This window comes from Streptomyces sp. NPDC041784, assembly GCF_055591025.1.
The window spans coordinates 778,224-801,504 of sequence record NZ_JBVJAB010000001.1 but is presented as its reverse complement, the minus strand read 5'-3'; the positions used below and the strand labels follow the sequence as shown (position 1 = coordinate 801,504).

The 23,281-nt window shown below is 73.5% G+C and carries 13 protein-coding genes and 1 pseudogene; 5 read left to right on the top strand and 9 right to left on the bottom strand.

The annotated features are described in order from the left end of the window. The first annotated feature begins 144 nt into the window (after positions 1-144). Positions 145-558, top strand: a complete 414-nt coding sequence (locus ACZ6D7_RS03525) for an organic hydroperoxide resistance protein (protein ID WP_469482907.1) — start codon at positions 145-147, stop codon at positions 556-558. A gap of 61 nt (positions 559-619) precedes the next feature. Here the strand turns inward: ACZ6D7_RS03525 and ACZ6D7_RS03520 are convergent, their stop codons facing one another. From ACZ6D7_RS03520 to ACZ6D7_RS03480, 9 genes are all read right to left on the bottom strand, one after another. Further along, positions 620-2,173 carry a hypothetical protein gene (locus ACZ6D7_RS03520; protein ID WP_469482905.1) on the bottom strand — a complete coding sequence of 518 codons (1,554 nt, stop codon included), beginning with the start codon at positions 2,171-2,173 and terminating at the stop codon, positions 620-622. A 97-nt stretch (positions 2,174-2,270) separates the two neighbouring features. Beyond that, positions 2,271-3,554 (bottom strand): hypothetical protein, encoded by a 1,284-nt coding sequence (locus ACZ6D7_RS03515; protein ID WP_469483028.1) that lies wholly within the window; start codon positions 3,552-3,554, stop codon positions 2,271-2,273. A gap of 80 nt (positions 3,555-3,634) precedes the next feature. After that, positions 3,635-5,851, bottom strand: coding sequence for a bifunctional glycosyltransferase/CDP-glycerol:glycerophosphate glycerophosphotransferase (locus tag ACZ6D7_RS03510; protein WP_469482903.1), 2,217 nt, complete (start codon positions 5,849-5,851; stop codon positions 3,635-3,637). 8 nt (positions 5,852-5,859) lie between these two features. Continuing rightward, entirely contained in the window at positions 5,860-8,064 is a 2,205-nt protein-coding gene (locus ACZ6D7_RS03505; RefSeq protein ID WP_469482901.1) for a bifunctional glycosyltransferase/CDP-glycerol:glycerophosphate glycerophosphotransferase, read from the bottom strand. Between the two features lie 65 nt (positions 8,065-8,129). Further along, entirely contained in the window at positions 8,130-10,394 is a 2,265-nt protein-coding gene (locus ACZ6D7_RS03500) for a bifunctional glycosyltransferase/CDP-glycerol:glycerophosphate glycerophosphotransferase (protein ID WP_469482897.1), read from the bottom strand. A 143-nt stretch (positions 10,395-10,537) separates the two neighbouring features. Beyond that, positions 10,538-11,380 carry a carbohydrate ABC transporter permease gene (locus ACZ6D7_RS03495; protein ID WP_469482895.1) on the bottom strand — a complete coding sequence of 281 codons (843 nt, stop codon included), beginning with the start codon at positions 11,378-11,380 and terminating at the stop codon, positions 10,538-10,540. Beyond that, complete coding sequence (locus ACZ6D7_RS03490; RefSeq protein WP_469482893.1) at positions 11,377-12,702, bottom strand: carbohydrate ABC transporter permease; 1,326 nt, start codon at positions 12,700-12,702, stop codon at positions 11,377-11,379. Before ACZ6D7_RS03490 ends, ACZ6D7_RS03495 begins: the two co-directional genes overlap by 4 nt. Before the next feature lie 7 nt (positions 12,703-12,709). After that, the gene (locus tag ACZ6D7_RS03485; protein WP_469482890.1) at positions 12,710-14,089 is read right to left on the bottom strand and encodes an ABC transporter substrate-binding protein; all 1,380 of its coding nucleotides are present in this window, start codon (positions 14,087-14,089) and stop codon (positions 12,710-12,712) included. A gap of 211 nt (positions 14,090-14,300) precedes the next feature. Beyond that, positions 14,301-17,816 (bottom strand): FHA domain-containing protein, encoded by a 3,516-nt coding sequence (locus ACZ6D7_RS03480; protein ID WP_469483026.1) that lies wholly within the window; start codon positions 17,814-17,816, stop codon positions 14,301-14,303. Between the two features lie 406 nt (positions 17,817-18,222). Here ACZ6D7_RS03480 and ACZ6D7_RS03475 point away from each other — a divergent pair, with 406 nt between their 5' ends. From ACZ6D7_RS03475 to ACZ6D7_RS03460, 4 genes and pseudogenes are all read left to right on the top strand, one after another. Further along, a complete protein-coding gene (locus ACZ6D7_RS03475; protein WP_469482888.1) occupies positions 18,223-19,920 on the top strand; it encodes a serine/threonine-protein kinase in 1,698 nt (565 codons plus the stop codon). A 139-nt stretch (positions 19,921-20,059) separates the two neighbouring features. Next, positions 20,060-21,313: a serine/threonine-protein kinase gene (locus ACZ6D7_RS03470; RefSeq protein WP_469482886.1), complete on the top strand. Its 1,254-nt coding sequence runs from the start codon at positions 20,060-20,062 to the stop codon at positions 21,311-21,313. Between the two features lie 134 nt (positions 21,314-21,447). After that, positions 21,448-22,554 (top strand): peptide chain release factor 2, encoded by a 1,107-nt coding sequence (gene prfB, locus ACZ6D7_RS03465; RefSeq protein ID WP_469482883.1) that lies wholly within the window; start codon positions 21,448-21,450, stop codon positions 22,552-22,554. Between the two features lie 304 nt (positions 22,555-22,858). Next, positions 22,859-23,281 (top strand): annotated as a pseudogene (locus ACZ6D7_RS03460) (hypothetical protein); the annotation flags it as partial.

The following is a 23,281-nucleotide window of genomic DNA, read 5'->3' as shown; positions in this document are numbered from 1 at the left end:
CTCCAGGATAGCTCCGGCGAGCCATTTAGTTGTACACAACTGAATTGTGTGCTCTAATCTTCTCCGTGAGGCGGTCCGGACGCGAGAGGCGCGAGGGCCGGCCACCCCCCCCCGCACACGACTTCCGAGAGGGATGGTTCATCCATGGACGCGCTCTACACCGCGGTCGCCACCGCCACCCACGGCCGTGAGGGCCGCGCCGTCAGCAACGACGGCAAGATCGACCTCGCGCTCGCCATGCCGGTGGAGCTGGGCGGCAACGGTCAGGGCACCAACCCGGAGCAGCTGTTCGCCGCCGGTTACGCGGCCTGCTTCGGCAGCGCTCTCGGCCTCGTCGGCCGTCAGGCGAAGGTCGACGTCAGTGACGCCGCCGTGACCGCAGAGGTCGGCATAGGCAAGCAGGGCGAGGGCTTCGGCCTGAAGGTGACGCTGCGCGTCGAGCTGCCCGACGCCCTCGACGAGGCGACCGGCCGCAAGCTGGTCGAGGCCGCCCACCAGGTCTGCCCCTACTCCAACGCCACCCGCGGCAACATCGAGGTCGACCTCGTCATCGAGTAACCGCCCCCGCGGACCGAGGTCTCCCGAGGGTCCGGACATCGGGCGACCCCCTCGCGAGGCCTCACCCGACCCGCGCCAGCACCTCCCCCGTCCGCCGGCTCCACGCCACCACCACGGCCTCCTCGGGCACCGGGTGCCAGCGTGTCAGCAGCAGCCAGCGGATGCGGTGGCGGCGAGCGATCGCCGTCCGCTCGGCGCGGGTCGACCCGGGGGAGAGGTAGGCGCGGATCTCCGCGAGCCGCCGCAGCCGCTCCCCCTCGTCCAGCGCCGCGTCCGGCCAGGCCGGCACCGCGAGGTTCGGCCCGTACCCGGCGATGGCGTGGACCGCGTAGTACCCGTCGGTGACCACCACCTCCCCGGGCCCGATGTGCCGCGCGGCCCAGTCGTACGCCGGCCAGCGCGGCGGCTGGTCGAAGCCCACCGGGTCCAGCGAACGCGGCACGACCGCCCCCGCCTGCACGGTCAGCAGGCCGAGGCACGCCCCGCCCGCCGCCAGCGCCCCCAGCACCTTCCGCCCCGCCGGCCAGGGCCGCGGCGCCGCCAGTTCCACCGCGAGCGCGAACTGCGCCGGAACGAGGGTCAGGCCCAGGATCCGTCCGTAGGTGTAGTGGCCGCCGGCGAAGCCGTATCCCACCACCAGGCAGTCCAGGGCGAACATCAGCACCAGGGGATCGCGCGCCGAGCGACGCGCCCGCGCCCACAGCGCCGGCACCCCCAGCAGCGCCAGCCAGAAGTGGCCGGCCAGCCCGTCGTACAGCCGCCGGTGCATCGCGTCCACACTGCCGTTCCCGGCCAGCGCGAACACGTCGAAGTACGGCCAGGACCAGGCCACCAGCAGCGCCGCCGCGCCCGTCGTCGCCCACCGGCCGAGCACCGCAGCCCGCCGGCCCCGCTGCCACCCCAGGACGAAGGCGAGCCCCCCGGTCAGGGCCGCCACCGCGGTGATCGGATGCACCAGCACGATCACCCCGTACAGCGCGCCCAGCCCCGCGTACCCGGTGAAGCCGCGCAGCCCGCTCGGGCCCACGAACCGCACCCGGCGTGCGTCCCGCGCGCGGGCGCCCGTCAGGGCCCACGCCCAGAAGGCGAGCCCGATGGCGAACGTGGACGGGTAGCCGAGGTTGCCGGTCATCGACATCAGGCCCAGATAGCCGCTCCACCAGGCGCGCTCGGTGCCCCACAGCAGCGTCATCGCGGCCAGCGCCAGCACCGGCGCCCACGGCCGGGGCGTCAGCACCCGCACGAAGCGGCCGATGCCGGTCAGCAGCACCACCAGGTTCACCGGCCCGGCGACCCGCAGCACCCCCCAGCCGCTCAGCCCGGTCAGCCGGGCGAACGCGCCCTCCGCCACCGCGTACGGCGAGTAGTAGGGGCTGCCCGCGCCCGGCAGGTCGGCCATCGGATGCAGCGGCTGGAGCAGACGGTCCTTCAGGCGCTCCACGACCGCCGCGTGCTGGCCGGCGTCGCAGCACAGCGGCACCCGCCAGTACGCCAGCGACATCACCAGCCAGAACAGCAGCCCGAAGACCTGGTACGGGCTCGGCCGCCAGGTCCGCCCGCCGCGCAGGGCCGTGGCGCCGCGCACGCCCCGCCGGGTCAGTACACCGGCGCTCACCGGACCGCGCCACAGAGGCGACCGAACGGGGTGAAAAAGCACATAAGGGGCAGCATCGGCGGTCTCTTCCCGCCCAGGTCAACGGCCTTGCCGACTGTCACCTCATCGAGTGAGTCCGATCGGACGCGTCCTGCGCCGGAAGCACCACCTGCCCGCGCACCACGGGCTCCAGCAGCAGCGGCACCCCGAGCACCGGCAGCAGCCAGGCCAGCACGATCAGCCGCCCGCCCCAGATGGCGATGTCCGGATGCCCGGCCTGGGTGAGGATGCCGGTGCCGGCGGCGGCCACCACGAACACGCCGAACGCCCGCCGCCGCCCCCGTGCCAGCGCCCCCCACAGCCCGGCCGCCAGCGCCGCCACGAACAGCGGCTCCCACAGCTGCCGGCGCAGCCACTCCCACCAGAAGTTGACCTGGAGATGCAGGAACTCCGGCCACGCGCGCGTGCGGTCCGGCCGGGCGAAGTGATGGGTCAGCAGATCCTGGAGGCTCTCGGACTCCGACGGATAGTGCAGCAGCCGCGACAGCAGCATGGTCCCCAGCACCCCGCAGCACCCCGCGACGGCCACCACGGCCACCCCGCGCCCCACCGCCCGCCCGCGCCGCCGACGCCGTACGGCGACCAGGGCGCCCGCGACCGCCAGGCACAGCCCGAGGAACAGCGCCTGCGAGTGCTTGACGGTGAACAGCGCGGCCAGCGAGCCGCCCACCAGCCAGGTCCCCGCACGCACCCGCCCGCCCTCCAGCGCCAGCGCGCACCCCCACAGCGCGGCCAGGGTCAGCGCCAGCATCAGCCCCTCGGTCATCGGCCGCATCGCGGTCGTCCCGCACGGCAGCACGAAGTACAGGGCCTGCCCGGTCAGACACACCGGCGTCGGCGCGCGCAGCGTGCGCAGGATCAGGAAGACCAGCACCCCGCCCGCCACCGTTACCACGACCCCGGCCAGCCACAGCCCCCACGTCACCCCGAACAGCGTGACGAACGGGACCAGGAACACCGGATAGCCGGGCCGCACCTCGAAGATCCGCATGAAGCGCTCCGGCATGAACGGCACCGTGTGCCCGCCGGTCTGCCCCGCCCGCAGCCGCGCGCCGACGGTGCGCCACTGGCGCGCACGGCACTCGGCCAGGACCCGCGCGGAGGGATCGGGCCGGTGGAAGCGCACCACGTCCACGCTCTGCCGGCGCGCGGCGATCGCGGCGCCGCCCGCGCACGCGTAGTCGATCGTCGCGGCCGCCGCCTCCCGCTTGCCCTCCCCGCGCAGACTCAGCGCGTACGACAGGTAGTTCTTGGTGTCCGGGGTGTCCCGGCCGGTGACGTTGGCGAGCTGGAGCAGCGCGAACACGGCGGCCAGGACCAGCACCCAGGCACGCGGCCGCAACCGTGCCTTCGCCGACAGCCCCCTCACCAGGCCAGCGCGCAGGCCCGTGCGCAGGCTCACACGCAGGCTCGCGCGGACGCTCACGTGGACGCGAGCAGGTCGGGCGCCGTCGTCGGCCCCGGCACCGCCACCGCCGGCTCCCGCGCCGGTGGCTCGCCCAGCAGCAGCCGCCGTACGACCCGCTCGGCGGCCCCGCCGTCGTCGTACGCGCAGAACCGCTCCCGGAAGACGGTCCTCAGCCGGGTGGAGTCCTCGTCGCGCCAGCTTCCGGAGGCCAGCAGCCAGGCCAGTTCGCGGTAGGTGCGCGAGACATGGCCCGGCGCCTCGGCGGTGATGTCGAAGTAGGTGCCCCGGCTGGCCGTGTACGCGTCCCAGTCGTCGGCGTGCACGACGATCGGCCGGTCCAGGTTGGCGTAGTCGAACATCAGGGCCGAGTAGTCGGTGACCAGGACGTCGGAAGCCACCATCACCTCCTCGACGTGCGGCTCGTCGGTGGCGTCGATCAGCACGCCGCGCCGGTGCAGATCCGCCAGGCCCGCCCCGCGCGCGGGCCCGGTCGCCAGGGACGGGTGGAGGCGCACGACGAGGGTGTGGCCCTCGCCGAGGTCCGCGGCGAACCGGGCCAGGTCGATCCGCTCGGCATGCCCGCCCCGCACGTACTCGCGGCGGGTCGGCGCGTACAGCACGACCGTGTGGCCGTCCGGGACGCCCAGCCGGGCGCGGGCCGCGGCGGTCGCCCGCGCGTCCGCGGTCACCAGGACGTCGTTGCGCGGGCTCCCGGTCCGTGCCGACGCGAAGTGGCACGGATACGCCCGCTCCCACACCAGCTCCGAGTGCCGGTTGGCGACCAGGCTGTGGTCCCAGCGGTCGGCGCGGCGCAGCATCTGCGGCACGTCCACGCCGAACCGGCCGCCGGGCCGTTCCAGCAGGTCGGCGGCCATGTACTTCAGGGGCGTGCCCTGGTGGGTGTGGATGTGGACGCTGCCGGGCCGCTTGGTGAGCGCGCCCGGCCAGTTGACGTTGTTGACGAGGAAACCGGCCCGCGCGGTGATCCGCCGGTACGCGGGGGAGTCGAGGAGCACGTGCTCGACGTCGTCCGGGAGCCGCGCGGCCGTCTCCTCGTCCCGGACGACCCACACCCCGCGCAGCTGCGGGGCGATCTCCCGCGCCTTGCGGTAGATCGCGCCGGGGTCGCCGAGCACGCCCCGGTGCGAGAACGCCGAGTAGACGACGAGCCGCGGGTCCAGCGGCCGGAGCGCGTGCACCCCGTCCACGGCCCGGCGCACGCGCCCCCCGGCCGCCCCGCGCACCTGCGCCCCGCGCCGGGCGAGTTCCCGTCCGGCCCGCCCGGCCTGCCGCCGCACCAGGTAGGCCGCCCAGCCGCCCTCCAGGACCCTCAGCTCGGCGGGCACCGGCTCGTCGGCGGGCCGGTACGCGCGGAACATCTCGACCGTACGGCGGAAGAACTCGCCCTTGTCCGACGGCGGCAGCCGGTCCGGCTTGGCCAGGATGTCCAGGCAGTGCTCGCCCATCTTGCGGTGCAGATAGGGCCGCCACCCGTCCAGCTCCGGGCGGGAGCCGACGAACGCGAAGACCCGCTCGTACTGGTCGTGGATGTCGAAGTGCTTGCGGCTGGTGGTGGACAGGATGTTGCCCTGGCGGCGCTGGCGGTAGTTCAGGCAGATCCGGTCCAGCGTGGCGATCCGCTCCGCGCTGAGCATGACCGGGAACGTCCAGGGGGTGTCCTCGTAGTAGCCGGGCGGGAAGGCGAAGCCGTTCTTCTCGACGAAGTCCCGGCGGTACACCTTGTTCCACACGACCATCAGCAGATCGAGGATCTCCGGGTGCTCGGCGGCCGTGAACGTGCCGTCGCCGACATCGGCGAGGACGTGCGCGAGGGCGTTGCGGCGGGTGCCGCCCCACCAGTAGGTGCGCGCGTAGTCGAAGACCAGCACATCCGGGTCGCCGGCCTCCGCCAGCCGGTCGGCCGTCGCCCGCAGCGCGCCCGGGGTGAGCGTGTCGTCGCTGTCGAGGAAGAACAGGTAGTCGCCGGTGGCCTGCGGCATCCCCGCGTTGCGGGCCCGGCCCAGGCCGACGTTCTCCGGCAGGTGCAGCACCCTGACGCGCTCGTCGCGGGCCGCGAACTCGTCGAGGATCGCGCCGCAGCCGTCGGGCGAGCGGTCGTCGACGGCGATCACCTCGAAGTCCCGGTAGGACTGCGCGAGGAGCGAGTCGAGGCACTCGCGCAGGAAGCCCTGCACCTTGAAACAGGGCACGATGATGCTGAAGCGGGGCACTGCTGGGGTCAGCTCCTTACGAGGGTGGAGGCGGCGGGGGCCGGGACGCGCTCGGCGAGCGGCCGCACGGGCGGGATCGCCTCCGGGGGCTCGCCGAGCAGCACCCGGCGCACCACGCGCTCGGCGGCCCGGCCGTCGTCGAACTGGCAGAAACGCTCCCGGAACGCGGCCCGCAGCGTCCGGGACTCCGGCGAGGCGTAGGAGCCGTCGGCGAAGACGCGCGCCAGTTCCTCGGGCGTCCGGGCGACCGGGCCCGGCGGGGCCGCCATCAGGTCGAAGTACACGCCGCGGGTCTCGGTGTAGACGTCCCAGTCGTCGGCGTACACCACGATCGGGCGGTCCAGGTTGGCGTAGTCGAACATGATCGACGAGTAGTCGGTGACCAGCGCGTCGGCGGCCAGACAGACGTCCTCGGAGGAGCGGTGGGCGGTGACGTCGATGATCCGGCCGCTGCCGTGCCGGGCGCCCAGGTCGTAGAAGTAGTGCGCCCGCAGCAGGACGACGACGTCCTCGCCGGCCGCCGCGCAGAAGGCCTCCAGGTCCAGGCCGGCCTCGAAGCCGGACCGGTAGTCCCGGTGGGTGGGCGCGTACAGCACGGCCGTGCTGCCCTCGGGGACGCCCAGCTCGCGCCGGATCCGGGCCACGTTCCGCGCCGTCGCCGTGTAGAACACGTCGTTGCGGGGATAGCCGTACTCCAGGTGCTCGTACCGGCCCGGGAAGGCGCGCTCCCACATCTGCGTGGAGTGGGTGTTGGAGGAGAGGTTGTAGTCCCAGCGGTCCACGCGGCCCAAGAGCTTGGTGAAGGAGCCGGTCGCGGCGGCCACCACCGGGTACGTCGACTGGTCCACGCCCATCTTCTTCAGTGGGGTGCCGTGCTGGGTCTGCACGTGCACACTGCCCGCCCGCTTCACCACGCCCTCCGCGAAGTTGGCGTTGTTGACGAGGTATTTGGCGCGGGCCAGTACCTGCCAGGAGCGGCGGCTGCCGATCACGGCGTGGTCGATCCCCTCCGGCATCGCGTGCGCCTGGTCGGGCTCGACGAGGAACACCGACCGGATGTGCGGGGCGAGTTCGGCGGCCTTGGCGTGGATCGCGGCCGGACTGCACGCGTACCCCCGCCCCCAGTAGGCGCAGAACACGGCCAGGTTCGGGTCGATACGGCGGCGCAGCTGACGCCGGTAGAACAGTCGGGTGCGCAGCCCCTGGGGGCGCGGGATCCGCTCGGCGGCGGCCGACACCGCCCGGTTGGCGCCCCGCAGCGCGCGGAACGCCGCGTACGCCCCCGCCGCCAGCAGCCGGTGCTGCACCCCGAGACTCCCGCCCGGCCTGCGGTGACCTGCCGGACGGTGCCGCCGGTACAGCCTCCCCGCCCGCCGGAAGAACGCCCGCCGCAGGCCGCCCGGCAGCCGGGCCGGGTGCGCGGCCGTCTTGAGGACGGCGCCGAAGAGCTGCTCGAACAGCGCCCCCGACCGCTCGGCGGACAGCTCCAGCTCACCGGCCCGGGTCAGCAACTCCTCGACACGGTCCAGCAGTTCGGCGTGATGCCCGCCCGGCAGGTTCAGCCGGCTGCCCTGCCGCCGCAGCAGATGCCGTACGACGACCGTGCGTGCCGCCGCGATCCGGGAGGCGTGCAGGGCGGTCAGCCCGGCGAAGCCCAGGTCCGTGAAGCGGCCGTCGGGAAAGGCCAGGGCGTGCTCGGTGAGGAAGGCACGCCGGTAGGCCGCGCTCCAGGCGGGCAACTGGACACCGGTCAGCTGCGGGGCCTCGACCGGGGAGAACGCGTCCTTGGGAGTCCGGGCCAGCAACGGGGCCGCCGGGTTGGTCGGTTCGCCCTCCCACCACGGGGTGCGCTCGTGCTCGAAGTGCAGCACGTCGACGTCACCGGTCGTGGTCAGCCGGGCGTCCAGTGCCGACAGGGCGCCCGGGGCGAGCCGGTCGTCGCCGTCGAGGAACAGCAGATACGCGCCGGTCGCCGCCCGCAGGCCGGTGTTGCGCGCCCCGGCCAGGCCCGCCGACGGCGGCGAGTGCACCGGCCGCACCCGCGAGTCCCGCTCGGCGTACCCGGCGGCCACGGCGGCGGCCGGGACGTCGGGCGCGTCGCAGACCGGGATCAGCTCGAAGTCGCCGAAGGACTGGGCGAGGACGGAGTCCAGCGCCAGGGACAGCCGGCCCGCGACCCCATGGGACGGAACGATGATGCTGAAGCGGGGCATACAGCTCTTTCTCTGTTCTTCTCTGTCTGTCTGTCTCTGTCTGTCTGTGCCTGTGCTGCTGCGGGTCAGGCCGTGCGGCCGGGGTCGGCGACGGGGAGCGCACCGGAAGGCTGCGGGACGGTGGCGACGGGGGAACGCGCGATGTCCGCCGCCGACGGCACCGGCCGCCGCTCGGCCGGCGGCACCACCGGCGGCAGCCGCGTCTCGCCCAGCACCACCCGGCGCACCACGCGCTCCGCGGCCCGTCCGTCGTCGTACGGACAGAACCGCTCCCGGAACGCGGCCCGCAGCTGGGCCGAGCGGGAGCCGCGCCAGTGCCCGGTGGCGAAGATGTCGATCAGCTCGTCCTCGCTGCGCGCGATCGCGCCCGGCGGGAAGGCCCGCAGGTCGAAGTAGGTGCCGCGGGCCGCCTCGTACGCCTCCCAGTCGTCGGCGTGCACGACGATCGGGCGGTCCAGGTTGGCGTAGTCGAACATGATCGACGAGTAGTCGGTGACCAGCGCGTCCGACGCGAGACAGAGGGACTCCACGCTCGGGTGGTCGCTGACGTCGATGACGCCCGGGGTCCGCGCCATCGGGGCGTCCTGCCAGTAGTGGCCGCGGGCCAGGACCACGAACCGCGGGCCCAGCCGGCGCAGGACGCGCTCCAGGTCCAGGGTCGCGCGCTGGGTGCGCCGGTAGTCGCGGTGCGTGGGCGCGTAGAGGACGGCGACGGTGTCGCGGGGGATGCCGAGGGACTCCCGCAGCCGGGCCACGTCGGCCGAGGTCGCCCGCTGGAAGATGTCGTTGCGCGGGTAGCCGTACTCCAGCGTCTCGTAGCCGCCGGGGTAGACGCGCTCCCAGGTCAGGGTGGTGTGGCGGTTGGCGGACAGCACGTAGTCCCACTTGTCGACGTTGCGCAGCAGCTCGGCGAAGTCCGTGCCGCGGGCGGCCGCCGGGCGCTCCTGGAGGTCGAGGCCCATGCGCTTCAGGGGCGTGCCGTGCTGGGTCTGCACCAGGACCTGACCGGGCCGCTTCACCAGCCGCCGGTCGAAGTTGACGTTGTTGACCAGGTACTTGGAGCGGGCCAGCGCCGTCCAGTACGCGGCCGTGCCCGGGGCGAGCCGGCGCGGACCCGGCGGGACCGTGCCGTGGTGCTCGGGAGCGGCGATCCACGCCGTGCGCACCTGCGGGGCGAAGGAGCGGAACGCGGCCTCCAGTGCGCCCGGGTTGCAGCCGTGCCCGCGCCCCCAGTACGCCGCGAAGACCGCGCGGTCGGCGCGCAGCGGCAGCCGCAGCTGGACCCGGTAGTGCGCCTGCAGCAGCGCCGCCCGCAGCGCGCGGCCCAGCTTCACGCCGGCCTTCAGCGCCCGGCGGCCCAGGGTCATGCCCGCCTGGAGGGCCCGGTAGGTGCGGTGCAGGCCCAGATGGACCAGGGAGTGCCGCAGCCGGGAACGCAACGGGATCCGCACACCGAGCGTGCGGTAGCGGCGGTACTGGGCCCGCGCCCGGCGCAGGAACTCGGCGCGGGTACCGCGCGGCAGCCGGTCCCGCTTGGTGTAGATCGTCGTGAAGTGGTCGACCATGCGGCGGAACAGCACCGGCCGCCACTGGGCGAGTCCGGGCCGCTCCAGGACGTACGAGAAGACCCGGTCGTACTGCTCGAAGACGTCGAAGTGGCGGCGGCTGGTGGTGGAGAGGATGTTGCCCCCGCGGCGCTGCCGGTAGTGCACGCACACCCGGTCGAGGGTGGCGATCGACTCGGCGGCCATCAGCGCCGGGTACGTCCACGGGGTGTCCTCGTAGTAGCCCGGCGGGAACGTCAGCCCGGCGTGCTCGGCGAACTCCCGCCGGACCGCCTTGTTCCAGGCCACCATCAGCACCCGCAGCAGCCCGGGGCGGTCCTCCAGCCGGAACGGCACCGGGCCCTCCTCGGTCAGCTGCGCGGCCACCTGGTTGCGCTCCGCCCGGCCGTCCCAGTAGGTGCGCGCGTAGTCGTAGACCAGGACGTCCGGCTCGCCGGCCTCCTTCAGCCGGTCGGCCATCGCGCGCAGCGCGTGGGGGGTGAAAGTGTCGTCGGAGTCCAGGAACACCAGGTAGTCGCCGGTCGCCCGCTCGATGCCCGCGTTGCGCGCCCGCCCCAGGCCCACGTTCTCCGGCAGGTGCAGCACCCGGACGCGCTCGTCGCGGGCGGCGAACTCGTCGATGATCTCGCCGCAGGCGTCCGGCGAACGGTCGTCGACCGCGATCAGTTCGAGATCGCCGTACGACTGGGACAGCACCGATTCGAGGCACTCGTGCAGATACGCCTGAACCTTGTACGCGGGGACGATGACACTGAACCTGGGCAAGGGACATCCATGGGTCGGCACGGGCAGGGCCTTGCCCGGGAACGGCCGATGGAGTGAGTTGGTTACGGTTCGTACGGCATTCGGGGGACGTCCGGTGAACACGACGGGGCGGACCGGTGTCCTGTCCGCCCCTCGCGTCGTTGCTACTTGACCGCTCCGGCCATCACCCCGGACACGAACTGCCGCTGGAACGCGAAGAACACGGCCAGCGGGATCACCATCGAGATGAACGCGCCCGGCGCCAGCACGTCGATGTTGTTGCCGAACTGCCGTACCTGTGTCTGGAGGGCGACCGTGATCGGCTGGCTGTCGGCGTCCGTGAACACCAGCGCCACCAGCATGTCGTTCCACACCCACAGGAACTGGAAGATGGCCAGGCTGGCGATGGCCGGCGCGCCCAGCGGCATCACGACCCGGAAGAACAGCCGCAGTTCGCCCGCCCCGTCCAGCCGGGCCGCCTCCAGCAGCTCACGGGGGATCTCCGCGAAGAAGTTCCGCAGCAGGAACACCGCGAACGGCAGCCCGAAACCGACATGGAACAGGATCACGCCCAGGGTGGAGCCGAACAGGCCGACCTCGCCGAACAGTTCGGCGATCGGGATCAGCGCCACCTGCACGGGCACCACCAGCAGACCCACCACGGCGAGGAACCACCAGTCCCGGCCCGGGAACTCCATCCACGCGAACGCGTACCCGGCGAGCGAGCCGATGACGACGACCAGGACCGTCGCCGGCACGGTGATCAGCACCGTGTTGAGGAGGGAGTCGGTGATGTCGCCGTTCTCCAGCAGCTTCCGGTAGCTGTCCACGGTGAGCTGGGACGGCTCGCCGAACACCTGCCACCAGCCGCTCGCGTTCAGGTCCTCCGGCGAGCGCAGGGAGGAGATCAGCAGGCCGATGGTCGGCACCAGCCAGAACAGGCCGACGAGGATCAGGAACACACGGACCAGACCGCCGTTGACCTTGTCGATCAGCCACTTCGTCATCGCCGCACCTCCCGCCTCAGCCTGCGCACGTTGAACCACATCACCGGGATCACCAGCAGCAGCAGGAACACCGCGATCGCGCTCGCCACGCCCGGCTGGTCCTCGGAGAAGCCCTTGCGGTACAGCTCCAGCGCCAGCACGTTCGCGTCGTCCTGCGAGGAGCCCGGCGCGATGATGAACACCAGGTCGAAGACCTTCAGCACGTTGATCATCAGCGTGACGGCGACGACCGCGAGCACCGGCGCGAGCAGCGGCACCGTGATCCGCCGGAACACCTGCCACTCGTTCGCCCCGTCCACCCGCGCCGCCTCCAGCAGCTCACGCGGCATCCCGGCCAGCCCCGCCGCGATCAGCACCATCGCGAACCCGGCCCACATCCAGATGTACGAGCCGATGATCGCCGGTGTGACCAGGGACGGGCCCAGCCAGTCCAGGCCGTTGTACGGCTCCGCGAAGTTGCTCGCGGGCAGGCGCAGCCGGGCTCCGTCGGCCTCGGCGGGGAGGGTGAAGGTGCCGTCGTCGGCGGCCTTCGTCGACGCGACCACCTCGCCGTCCTTGACCGCCTCGATCCGCATGCCGGCGTACCCGAGTTCGGCGGGGTCCGGGGCGCCGAGGGTGCCGACGCCCTTGCCCCGGGTGAAGTCCTGCCAGGTGGTGCCGGTGATCTTCCCCGGCTCGGGTTCCGCCCGCGCGGCCCTCGTCGCGCCGTCCGGCAGCTGGTCGGGGGCGACCCCGACCAGCGGCAGCACGACCGGGTCGCCGGCGCGGACGGTCGCCCGGGTCACGAACCCGCCCTTCTCGGCGACCAGCGGCGACTCGCGGCCCGGGTGCGCCTTCGGGAACGCCGACGACTCGGCGAACGTGTCGTGCACGCCCACCCACACCGCGTTCGCGACGCCCTTGTCCGGGTCCTGGTCGTAGACCAGCCGGAAGATGATCCCGGCGGCGAGCATCGAGATCGCCATCGGCATGAAGACGACCAGCTTGAACGCCGTGCCCCAGCGCACCCGTTCGGTCAGCACCGCGAAGATCAGACCGAGCGCGGTCGCGACCGTCGGCGCGAACACCACCCAGATCACGTTGTTCTTCAGCGCGGCGCGGATGCCGTCGTCCGTGAAGAGGGCCCGGTAGTTGTCGACGCCCGCGAAGCCGTCGCCGGGCTGGTCGTAGAAACTGCGCACGACCGAGTACCCGATGGGGTAGACCACGAGCGCGCCCAGCAGCACCAGGGCGGGCAGCAGGAACAGCGCTGCCACGGTCCTGCGGGTGCCGGTCACGCTCCTGCGCCGGGGGGCCTTGGCGGCCCCCGTGGCCGACATCATGTCCGGGTCAGTTCCCGTAGGCCGCCGCCGCGTCCGACTCCAGTTTCTTCTGGATGCCGGCCACGTCCGACGGGTTCTTCAGGAAGTCCTGGAGATCCTTCCACTCGCCCTTGCCCGGCGTGCCGCCGAATGCCTGCGGGGCCTGGTCGGACATGTCGAAGCGGAAGTCGTCACCGGCCGCGATCAGCGCCTCGGCGATCCTGCGCTGGACGTCGTTCGGATACACGGAGAAGTCGACGTTCTTGTTGGGCGAGAGATAGCCGCCCAGCTTCGCCTGGATCTCCGCCGCGTCCGGCGAGGCCAGGAAGGTCGCCAGCGCCTGCGCGCCCTCGGAGTCCTTCAGGACGACCGCCGCGTCACCGCCGGAGACCACGGGCGCGGTGTCGCCGACCTTCGGGAACGGGAACACCTTCGCGTCCGTGCCGATCTCCGCGTCCGTCTGCGCGATGTTGACCTGCACGAAGTCGCCCTCGTAGACCATCGCCGCCTTGGGCTGGTCGCCGCCGGTGAAGGTCTGGGTGACCGAGTTCGGGAACTGCGTCTGGAGCGCGCCGTCGGCGCCGCCCGCCACGTAGTCCTTCTTGCCCCAGATCTCGGCGAGCGTGGTCAGGGCCTCCTTCACGGAGGGGTCCGTCCACTTGATCTCGTGCTTGGCCAGCTGGTCGTACTTCTCGGGGCCCGCCTGGGAGAGGTACACGTTCTCGAACCAGTCGGTCAGCGGCCAGCCGTCCGCGCCCGGGATCGAGAACGGGGTGACGCCGGAGTCGTAGACCGTCTGGGCGGTCGTCAGCAGCTCGTCCCACGTCTTGGGCTCACTCGCGCCCGCGTTCTCGAAGACCTGCGCGTTGTACCAGACCAGCGACTTGTTGGCGGCCTTGTAGTAGACGCCGTACTGCTCGCCGTCGACCTTGCCGATGTCCTGCCAGCCCTGGGAGTAGTTCTTCCGGAGCTCCTTCAGGGCCTCGGGGCCGAGCGGCTTGGCCCACTTCTTCTCCACCGCCTGCTTGATCGCGCCCGGCTGCGGGAGCATCGCGACGTCCGGAGGCGCGCCGCCCGCGATCTTCGACCCGAGGAAGTTGATGATCGGGTCCTGCGCGGGCACGAAGGTGACCTTCGCGCCGGTGCGCTTCTCGAACTCCGCCAGCACCTTCTTGAAGTTGGCCTGCTCCGGGCCGGTCCAGACGGCGGCGACCTCGAGGGTGGTGCCGTCGAGCTTCGGGAGGGTGAGACCGCCGCCGGACTCCTCGCTCCCGGTGCTCTCGTTGGTGTCGCTCTTGTCGTCGTCGCCGCCGCACGCGGTGAGCGAGAGCGCGAGGGCTCCCGCGAGGAGCGCGGCGGCTGCTTTCACGGTCCTGCGTGTCCGGTTGGCGTTGCTCGTCCTGCGCATCACTGCCCCGTTCTTCGTCCTCGTCGAACGTCCGAGCGCTGTCCCGTGAGCTCTGGTCTACGCCGGGTCACCGGGGTCGGCAAGTGCGCGTACGCCGTCAAGCGGGCGATCGTGACCGCGTCGTGACTCCATGCCAGGGGGCAGGGCGAGGACCTCACCCGGCGCGGCGGGGGCAGGGCCGAGGAGCGGTGGGGCCAAGGCCGGACAGGCCCTAGAGCAGTGACGGCACCTCGGCCGCGGCCACTTCCCGGGCCGCCCGCTCCAGCGCGCTGGCCAGCAGGGCCAGATCGGTCGGTCCGTTGCCCAGTTCCCGGACCGGCCTGCGGGCGGGCGGATCGCCCATCCGGTGCCACTCCAGCGGTGTCACCGTGGGCCGCAGCGTCGCCGTCCGGGGGATACGGCCCGTCACCCGGCCGCCCTGGAACGGCGTGAGGCGGCCGTCGGCGCCCTTGAGGCGGCCGCGGCCGGGCGCCGGTTCGTCCGCGCCCGAACCCGGCGGCTCCAGGGTGATCCGTACGGTGGACCGGCGGGCCGGCTCGGACTCCGCCGTACGCCCCCCGGGACCGGCCGCCGCCACCAGGTGCACGCCGAGCCGCTCGCCCTCCCGGGCCACCGCCTCCAGCGCGCGCATCACGGACCCCGCGGCGGGCCGGCCGGGCGAGCCGAGCGCCGGGGAGACGAGCGCGTCCAGGTCGTCCACGACCACCACCAGCCGGGGCAACGGGGGCGCCGCCTCGGTCCGCTGACGGGCAGCCGCCGAGGGCCGCAGCCGGAGCGTGGAGCTGGGTGGGGCGTCTATGTCGGCGGCGCCGCCGCCCCCGCCCGCCGCCGGTCCGTGCGGGCCGCGCTGCGGGACGATCCGGCCCGACACCGCGCGATGCGTGTGCCACTCGGCGAAGTCGACCCGCCCGAGCAGCTCGGCCCGCCGCTTCAGCTCCGCGCTCAGCGACTGCGCGAACTCCCGCATCCGGACCGGGTCGGTGCCGGTCAGATGCGTCGTGACATGCGGTACGTCCGTACAGACCCGCAGTCCGTCGCCGTGGCCGGCGGTGCCCTGGCCGACCGTGTCCCGGCCGTCCATCAGGACGATGCCCAGCCGGTCGGGCCGCTCGGCGGCCGCCAGCGAGGCGACGACCGCCCGCAGCAGTTCGGTGCGCCCGCTGCCGGGCGGCCCCTCGATCAGCAGATGGGGGCCTTCGGCGGCGAGGTCCACCGAGACCGGGCCGCGCGGCCCCGCGCCGAGCACCGCCCAGGCCCGCCCGCCGAGCGCCTCGGTGTCGTCGGCCGCGTCCGCCCAGCGGGCCATCAGGGAGGCCGGGGTCGCCCGCGCCAGGCCCAGCTCGTCGAGCAGCCGGGACGACTGGGGCAGCGGCGCGGACACACGCGTGTGCCGCTCACCGCCGCCGCCGTCCGGGCGCAGCGGCGCGAGGGCACGGGCGAACCGCTCGGCCCAGGCCGGGGAGACCGCGTCGACGGCGGCGAGGGTGCCCTGGCCCACGGGGCCGGCCGAGCCGTCGCCCTCGGGCGCGATCCGCAGCAGCCGCAGCGCGGTCGCCACATCGCCGCTGAGCAGCGCGACCGCCCCGCACGCGCGGATCACGGGCGCCGCCGCGCAGGCCGCCTCGTACGCCCGTGCCACCGGCGCGGAGGGAGAGCCCGCGGACGTCTCCGCCAGGCACAGCACATGGATGCCCGCGTGCGGGCCGGCCACGGCCAGCCGGGCCACCGTGTCCCGCAGGTCGGCGGCGCCCGGGTCGCCGTCCACCACGAGCACGGTGAACGGGCCGGGGAAGCCGCCCGCGGAGTCGTCCGTCAGGGCCCAGGAAGGGCGGCGGGGGGTGGTGGCGCGGGACGCCGTGGCGGCGTCCGTGGCGAGGTCGGCGGCACCGCCGTCCGGCAGGTGGTCCGCCAGGCGGCGCAGCAGTTCGTCGGTGCGGGCGGCGGCCTGGTCGCGGTCGAAGGCGAGGAGGAGCCGGCAGTCCTGGCCGTGCCCGGGGCGCAGATGGGGGAGCCAGCCCAGCCAGGACCACTCGGCGGCGCGCTCCTCCTCGGAACGCGCGCGGTCGGTGCTGATCAGCACGATCTCCAGGGCGTCCGGCGAGTGCAGCGCGGCGAGCTGCGCCAGCACCGCGCGGGCCAGCCCGGACAGCCTCGGGCGGGGCCCGGCCAGGCCCAGCGCCCCGACCTCGCGCAGCCCCGCCGTCACCGGCACGGCGGGCAGCAGGCCCGAGCCGTCGGGCGCCGGCCGGTCCGCCGTGCCGAGCCGCACCGTGAGCGCCTCCGGATGGGCGGGGGCGCGCTCCCACAGCCGGGGGCCCGGGCCCAGCGCGGTCAGCAGCAGGGCGGCCGGGTCGGGCCAGGTCTCCGGCGCGGGGGCCGGGGCGGTCGACGGCTCGGGACCCCCGAAGGGCGCGTCCTCGTCGTGGGCTCCCGGGCCGGCCGGGTCCGGCAGGCCGTTGCGTCCGCCGGTCAGCCGCCGCGCCCAGGCGGAGAGGCCGCCGCGTTTGCGGACGCCGGGCGGTATGTCCGTGCCGCGCAGCGGGGTTCCTTTGCGGCGGCCCGGGTCGGGGGCGGAGGGGTCGCCTTCGTCGTACGGGGGCACGGACGGCTGCGGATCCCCGAGGGCGGGTGCGGGCGTGGTGTGCGGGCCGCGGACGTCGTCGTACGGCGTCGTGAAGGAGCCGACGCCGGTGCGGCCGGCGTGGGTGTCGTGGCCGGCCGCTCCGGGTGCGCTCCTGCGTCGCGGGTCGGCCGGGTGGCCCGTCTCGCCGGTGCTCCGGCGGCTCTCGATGCGGGGTGCGGTGCCCTGGCCCGGGACCAGGGGCGTGTCCACGAAGCCGGAGCCGGACCCGGCACCTGAGCCCGCGCCGGGCGCGCGCTCGCCCCGGGCCGCCGGGGAGCCGCTCCAGTCGACCGTGCCGTAGCCATGGGTGGTGGGAGCGGTGGGGGCGCTGACGGTGCTCGGCGTACCGGGCGTACCGGGGGTGCCGGTCTGGGGGTTCGGCACGCGCGTGTGGGCCGGGGGCTGGGGTGCCGAGGGGGCCGTCCCCTCCGCGGGCCGCCCGCCGCAGGGCACCCGGACGTGCCCCTCGCCGTCCGGGGTGGTCGCCACGCGGGCTCCCGGGCCGCCGGGCGGGGCCAGCCGGAGGGCGGACTCGCCGAGGCGCAGCAGCGCGCCGGGGGCGAGGCGGACCGGGCGGGTCTGGACCCGGGTGCCCTCGAGGGTGGTGCCGTTGGTGGAGCCGAGGTCGGCGACCGTGACCCGGCCGTCGGGCGCGAGCGTCACCGCGCAGTGCAGCCGGGAGACGTCCGGGTCGTCGAGCGGGACGTCGGCGTCGGCGGAGCGGCCGACGCGGACCTGGCCGCCGTGCAGCAGATGGACCCCGCCCGCGTCCGGACCCGCGACCACGTCCAGGCGGGCCGGGGCGTCGTCGACCTCCGGGTGCGGCTCGGGGTCGGCGGGAGCGCCCAGGGCGAGCACCGCGCCGTCGATCAGCGGGGGCTCACCGAGCGTGCAGCGCTGGGTGTCGAGCCGCTCCGTGCCCGCGTACAGGACGACGGAGGCGCCGCCGGCGCTCTCTCCGGAGACCGCCGCGGCCAGGGCGGGCGCCACCGCGGCCAGGGCCGTGCCGGCGGGCGCCGTGACCAGCACGTCGCAGCTCGCGGCACGGCCGCGCGCCTCGGGGGGCGGGCCCTGCGGGTCCACGACGGTCAGCCGGATCTGCATCGCCGTCAGCTGTCCCTTCTGCGCGGGCGCGGACTTCCCCCCACACCACACGAGCACATCGGCCAGTACTCCAGGCATCCTCGCACCTGTCACCGACAACGTGCCCACCACCCGGTAACAAGTGATCTTGATTGGTCGGCTCTGCCCGCAAAAGTGCCTGACCATTGCATCGTCGGCGATCAGTTGAGATCGGTCACGCCCGGCTCCGGCAACCAAGGGACCGGGATGAGCGTCTTTCCGGCGAACACGCTCGAACGCGCCCGAAGCCGGGCGAGAAACGGGGCGTGACCGTACGTAAAGCCCAGTGGGGCCCACAGAAAGACGACAGCCCGGTACGGGTACCACGGCACTACAGTGGGTCGGAACATCGGACACACAGGCAAGCAAGCAGCAGGGAGCGCGTGACGTGCGGCCAGTCGGCAGCAAGTACCTGCTCGAGGAGCCGCTCGGACGCGGCGCCACGGGCACCGTCTGGCGAGCCCGCCAGCGCGAGACCGCGGGCGCCGAGGCGGCCGTGCCCGGCCAGCCCGGAGAGACCGTCGCGATCAAGGTCCTCAAGGAGGAGCTGGCCGGCGACCCCGACATCGTGATGCGCTTCCTGCGGGAGCGCTCCGTGTTGCTGCGCCTGACCCACCCGAACATCGTGCGGGTCCGCGACCTGGTCGTCGAGGGCGATCTGCTGGCCCTCGTCATGGACCTCATCGAGGGCCCCGACCTGCACCGCTACCTGCGCGAGAACGGCCCGCTGACGCCCGTCGCCGCCGCCCTGCTCACCGCGCAGGTCGCCGACGCGCTCGCCGCCAGCCACGCCGACGGCGTGGTGCACCGCGACCTGAAGCCGGCCAACGTCCTGCTGATGCAGAACGGCGGGCAGATGCACCCGATGCTCACCGACTTCGGCATCGCGCGCCTCGCCGACTCCCCGGGCCTGACCCGCACCAGCGAGTTCGTCGGCACGCCCGCGTACGTCGCCCCGGAGTCCGCCGAGGGCCGCCCGCAGACCTCCGCCGTCGACATCTACGGCGCCGGCATCATGCTGTACGAGCTGGTCACCGGTCGTCCCCCGTTCAGCGGCGGCTCCGCGCTCGAAGTGCTCCACCAGCACCTCAGCGCCGAGCCGCGCCGCCCCTCCACGGTCCCCGACCCGCTGTGGACGGTCATCGAGCGCTGCCTGCGCAAGAACCCCGACGAACGGCCCAGCGCCCAGAACCTCGCGCGCGGTCTGCGGATCGTCGCCGAGGGCGTCGGGGTGCACGCGAACTCGATGCAGATCGCCGCCGCCGACGGCGTGGGCCATGTGCTGGCCCCCGACCCGGCGCCCGCGCAGGTGCCGGGCGCCCCCGCGGGCGCGTACGACCCCAACGCCGCGACCAGCGTCCTGCCGCACACCGGCGGACCGGCCGGTGTCGCCGACCCCACGGCCGTCCTGCCCCACACCTCCGGTCCGGCGGGCGCGGCCGACGCGACGGCCGTCCTGCCGCCGGTCCAGCCCGGACAGCAGGGCGGACCGCCGCCGGAGCAGCCGCACCCCTGGCAGACCCAGCTGCGGGCCGCCCGCGACCGCAACGAGCAGACGCAGGTCCAGCAGTACCTGGACCCCGGTGAGGACCCGCTGCGCCGCCGCCCCCAGCGGCAGGTCGCCCGGCCGCAGCAGCAGCCGCCGCAGCGCCCGCAGCCCCAGCAGCAGGCCGGATACGGGTACCAGCCGCAGCCCCAGCAGGGGTACGCGCCCCCGCAGCAGCCGCAGCGGTACGGCGCGCCCCAGCCGCAGCAGGCGCCGCCGCCGCAGCAGCGGCCTCAGCAGCAGCCGCAGCGCCAGCAGCGGCCCGCGCCGGAGCCGCGCCGGCCCCGGGAACCCCGGGAGCCGAGGCAGCGCAGCGCCAACCCGATGAAGATCCCCGGGCTCGGCTGTCTGAAGGGGTGCCTCTTCACGATCGTCATCCTGTTCGTCGCGGGGTGGATGATCTGGGAGTTCAGCCCGTTGCAGGGGTGGATCGGCACCGGCCGCGGCTGGTGGGACCAGCTCGGGCACTGGTTCGACCAGGTCGGGAGTTGGATCGGCGACCTGGGCGGCGCCTCGGAGGAGCCGGGCGCCGGGACCTGACGGACCGGGCGGGGCTGGGCGAACCTGACCGCGAGTTTGTGGACTTGTCGACATCTGGCGGGTGATTTCCGTCTCCGCGGTGAAGGTTGGCTTCTCGGACGCGTACTTTTGTCGGCAACACGCGTCGGTAGGAGCAGTCTTGGCACGGAAGATCGGCAGCCGGTACACCGCCCACCAGATCCTGGGACGGGGCAGCGCCGGCACGGTGTGGCTGGGCGAGGGGCCGGACGGTCCCGTCGCCATCAAGCTGCTGCGTGAGGACCTCGCCTCCGACGAGGAACTGGTGGGCCGCTTCGTACAGGAGCGCACCGCCCTCCTCGGCCTGGAGCACCCGAACGTGGTCTCCGTCCGGGACCTCGTGGTCGACGGCAACGACCTGGCGCTGGTCATGGACCTCGTCCGGGGCACCGACCTGCGCACCCGGCTGGACCGGGACCGTCGGCTCGCGCCCGAGGCCGCGGTGGCGATCGTCGCGGACGTCGCCGAGGGCCTGGCCGCCGCGCACGCGGCCGGCGTCGTCCACCGGGACGTCAAACCGGAGAACGTGCTGCTCGACATGCAGGGCCCGCTGGGCCCCGGCGGATCGCACCGGGCCCTGCTGACGGACTTCGGCGTCGCCAAGCTGATCGACACCCCGAAGCGGACCCGCGCCACGAAGATCATCGGGACGCCGGACTATCTCGCCCCGGAGATCGTGGAGGGGCTGCCGCCGCGCGCCTCCGTGGACATCTACGCGCTGGCGACGGTGCTCTACGAGCTGCTGGCGGGCTTCACGCCGTTCGGCGGCGGGCACCCGGGCGCCGTGCTGCGACGGCATGTCACCGAGTCGGTCGCGCCGCTGCCCGGGATCCCCGACGAGCTGTGGCAGCTCATCGTGCAGTGCCTGGCGAAGGGCCCCGCGTCCCGGCTGCGCGCCTCCGAGCTGGCGTCCCGGCTGCGGGAGCAGCTGCCGTCGCTGGCGGGGATGCCGCCGCTGGACGTGGACGAGCCGGAGACGGAGGCGGAGGCCGAGGAGGACGGCGGCCGTGAGCCGGGTGCGGCCCCCGCGCCGCCGGTGCCCTCCGGCGGGCGGGAGCGGCGGGGGTCCGTGCCCCTGGTCCCCGGCGCCAAGCCGGACTCCAACCGGGACACCCATACGTCGATGAGGGTGCCGGCGGCGGACGAGCTGGCGGGCGGGGCGCACGGCACGGCACGGGTGCCGAGGGCCGCGGGGGCGCCGCGGCCCGGGTCCGCGCGCAACCGGCCGGCCACGCGCCGACGCCGGATCACCCTGGGCGCGGCCGCGGTGGCGCTGGCCGCGGCGGTGGGCATCGGGGCATGGGCCGCGACGTCCGGGGACGACGCGGGGGCGAGCCCCCAGGACACCGAGAACTCGGCGCCGACAACCCCCTGACCTCGGGCTTTGCCCAGCACCCCGGCGTCCTCGGACGCCGGACGGGCGGGAGCGGGGCGCCTCGCGTTCTGCCTGACCGGGGGCGGTCCCGGCCGTCGGCGATGGTCGGTGGGCGGAGCCGTTACGCTGGGGGTGTGGCAGTCGTCGATGTATCCGAAGAGCTCAAGTCCCTCTCCTCGACCATGGAGTCGATCGAGGCCGTTCTGGACCTCGACAAGCTGAGGGCAGACATCGCCGTGCTCGAGGAGCAGGCGGCCGCGCCGTCCCTGTGGGACAACCCGGACGAGGCGCAGAAGATCACCAGCAAGCTGTCCCACCTCCAGGCGGAGGTCAGGAAGGCCGAGGCGCTGCGCGGCCGGATCGACGATCTCGCCGTGCTGTTCGAGATGGCCGAGGAGGAGGACGACCCGGACACCCTGGCCGAGGCCGAGTCCGAGCTCGCCGCCGTCCGCAAGGCGCTGGACGAGATGGAGGTCCGGACGCTGCTCAGCGGGGAGTACGACTCCCGCGAGGCCCTGGTGAACATCCGTGCCGAGGCCGGTGGCGTCGACGCCGCCGACTTCGCCGAGAAGCTCCAGCGCATGTACCTGCGCTGGGCCGAGCAGCACGGCTACAAGACCGAGATCTACGAGACGTCGTACGCGGAGGAGGCGGGCATCAAGTCCACCACCTTCGCCGTGCAGGTGCCGTACGCGTACGGCACGCTCTCGGTCGAGCAGGGCACGCACCGGCTCGTGCGCATCTCGCCGTTCGACAACCAGGGGCGCCGGCAGACGTCCTTCGCCGGTGTCGAGGTCCTTCCCGTGGTCGAGCAGACCGACCACATCGAGATCGACGAGTCCGAGCTGCGGGTGGACGTCTACCGCTCGTCCGGGCCCGGCGGCCAGGGCGTGAACACCACCGACTCCGCGGTGCGGCTCACCCACCTCCCCACCGGCATCGTCGTCTCCTGCCAGAACGAGCGGTCGCAGATCCAGAACAAGGCGAGCGCGATGAACGTCCTCCAGGCCAAGCTGCTCGAGCGGCGCCGCCAGGAGGAGCAGGCCGCGATGGACGCGCTCAAGGGCGACGGCGGCAACTCCTGGGGCAATCAGATGCGTTCGTACGTCCTGCACCCGTACCAGATGGTCAAGGACCTGCGCACCGAGTTCGAGGTCGGTAACCCCGAGGCCGTGTTCAACGGTGAGATCGACGGGTTCCTGGAAGCCGGAATTCGCTGGCGCAAGCAGCGAGAGAAGTAGTTTTGTCGACAAGGCAACCGCCCCTGATTCAGGGGCGGTTGCCTTTTGTATGGCGCCAGACTTCCTCAATGTCTGGGTTTTACATCACACTCACAGCTCCAACACCCGGCAAAGCGCCTCGACTTGGACATTGCGTGCGCAACGACCTTGACGTTGCTTTGAAAAATGGGGAGGGTGCACTGTGGCATGCGTATCTCTGGGGCGCATGTGAACCGGGGGGCTCGAGCTACACGCCGGCTACCTCCGTCGATCACCGCCCCGAGCGCGGCCTCTTCGACGATCGGCTACTGGGGGTAGCAAGCATATGACCAAGAAGACGCGCGTCCGGGTCGCGCGCATTGCCGCGGGTGCGATCATCGCCGCGGGCGCCTCGCTGACGGTGGCGGGTGTGGCTTCGGCCGACACCAACGAGGGTGGCCTGAGCGGGCTCGTCGAGACGCTCGACGGCGACAGCCCCGCGGACGACCCGATCTGCGACATCGTCGCGGACCCGACCTGCGACGACGGTACGGGCGACAACGGCGGTACGGGCGACAACGGTGGCACGGGCGACAACGGTGGTACCGGTGACAACGGTGGTACCGGTGACAACGGTGGTACCGGTGACAACGGTGGCACGGGCGACAACGGCGGTACCGGCGACAACGGCGGTACCGGCGACAACGGTGGCACGGGCGACAACGGCGGTACCGGCGACAACGGCGGTACCGGCGACAACGGTGGCACG

Excerpts from the sequence above, each read along its gene's own strand:
- ACZ6D7_RS03495 (WP_469482895.1), bottom strand. The coding sequence starts at position 11,380 with ATGACGAAGTGGCTGATCGACAAGGTCAACGGCGGTCTGGTCCGTGTG.
- ACZ6D7_RS03485 (WP_469482890.1), bottom strand. The coding sequence starts at position 14,089 with ATGCGCAGGACGAGCAACGCCAACCGGACACGCAGGACCGTGAAAGCA.
- ACZ6D7_RS03490 (WP_469482893.1), bottom strand. The coding sequence starts at position 12,702 with ATGATGTCGGCCACGGGGGCCGCCAAGGCCCCCCGGCGCAGGAGCGTG.
- ACZ6D7_RS03480 (WP_469483026.1), bottom strand. The coding sequence starts at position 17,816 with ATGCAGATCCGGCTGACCGTCGTGGACCCGCAGGGCCCGCCCCCCGAG.
- ACZ6D7_RS03525 (WP_469482907.1), top strand. The coding sequence starts at position 145 with ATGGACGCGCTCTACACCGCGGTCGCCACCGCCACCCACGGCCGTGAG.
- ACZ6D7_RS03505 (WP_469482901.1), bottom strand. The coding sequence starts at position 8,064 with ATGCCCCGCTTCAGCATCATCGTTCCGTCCCATGGGGTCGCGGGCCGG.